This is a genomic window from Mesorhizobium sp. M2A.F.Ca.ET.067.02.1.1, assembly GCF_004023285.1.
Taxonomy (GTDB): Bacteria; Pseudomonadota; Alphaproteobacteria; order Rhizobiales; family Rhizobiaceae; genus Mesorhizobium.
The window spans coordinates 1-547 of the sequence record NZ_RZSB01001385.1 but is presented as its reverse complement, the minus strand read 5'-3'; the positions used below and the strand labels follow the sequence as shown (position 1 = coordinate 547).

The window sequence follows — 547 nt, the reverse complement described above, 5'->3', positions numbered from 1 at the left end:
GCATTGATGCGCGGGCCGATCAGGAAGGACAGATGGAAGGTGTTGATCGGCTCACCGATGCGCGAGACCCGCGCCAGCGCCGCCAGCCCCTCATTCTTCTGCTGGCGCAACACCTGCAACCCCTTGACGACGAAGGCGCGGTTGACGCCGGTGAGCGGTACCACGTCGCACACCGTCGCCAGCGCCACGAGGTCTAGCAGCGAAAGCAGATCGACGGGCGCGGCATCCGGCAGCCTTTCGCGCAGCAGCTTTGCCGTCTGAACCAAGCACAGGAAGACGACGCCGGCGGCGCACAGATGCCCTTGCCCCGACAAATCGTCCTCGCGATTGGGATTGACCACGGCCACAGCGGGCGGCAGCGGGCCGCCGACCTGGTGGTGGTCGAGCACCACCACGTCGGCGCCGGCTTCCCTGGCCGCCTCGATCGAGGTCGCGCTGTTGGTGCCGCAATCGACGGTGACGATCAGCTTGGCGCCGCGCGAGATCAGTTCCCGCATCGCTTCCGGATTGGGCCCGTAGCCTTCGAAGATGCGGTCCGGGATATAGA

The 547-nt window shown here is 66.5% G+C and carries 1 protein-coding gene; it reads right to left on the bottom strand.

The window, feature by feature from the left end; all coding sequences use genetic code 11:
* The coding region (locus EOA28_RS37955; protein WP_245501714.1) for a DHH family phosphoesterase at window positions 1-547 on the bottom strand (547 nt) is incomplete at both ends.